Origin of the sequence: Aquincola tertiaricarbonis, from assembly GCF_000969605.1 — a bacterium.
Classification (GTDB): Bacteria; Pseudomonadota; Gammaproteobacteria; order Burkholderiales; family Burkholderiaceae_C; genus Aquincola; species Aquincola tertiaricarbonis.
This window is the reverse complement of sequence record NZ_JZUE01000092.1, coordinates 1-406: the sequence shown is the minus strand read 5'-3', so window position 1 is coordinate 406 and position 406 is coordinate 1. Positions and strand designations below refer to the sequence as shown.

Annotated in this window: 1 protein-coding gene; it reads left to right on the top strand. The window is 76.1% G+C overall.

Going from position 1 to position 406, the window contains the following annotated elements:
* On the top strand, positions 1 to 406 hold a 406-nt coding region (locus VO99_RS31110; RefSeq protein ID WP_046116174.1), incomplete at both ends, for a hypothetical protein.

Here is a 406-nt window from a genome sequence, read left to right as displayed (position 1 = left end):
AGCAGCACCGGCGGCAGCAGCGCCTTCAGCAGCACCAGCGACCTGCTGAGCCAGCCGGTGCTGCCGGCCAACGACGCGCCGGTGCTCACCCCCGCCGCGCCGGTGCTGCCGGCCGTCAGCGAAGACGCCCTCGACGGCAGCGGACAGACGGTGGCCGCGCTGGTGGGCGGCAGCATCGCCGACGTGGATGCCGGCGCGCTGCAGGGCATCGCCCTCACCGCCACCAGCGTGGCCGGCGGCGGCGCCTGGCAGTTCTCCACCGATGGCGGCAGCACCTGGCAGGCGGTGGGCTCGGTGGCCGACGACAACGCCCTGCTGCTGCGCTCCGCCGACCGCATCCGCTACCAGCCGGACGGCCTGGACGGCGGCAGCGCCAGCCTGGCCTGGCGCGCCTGGGACCAGACCA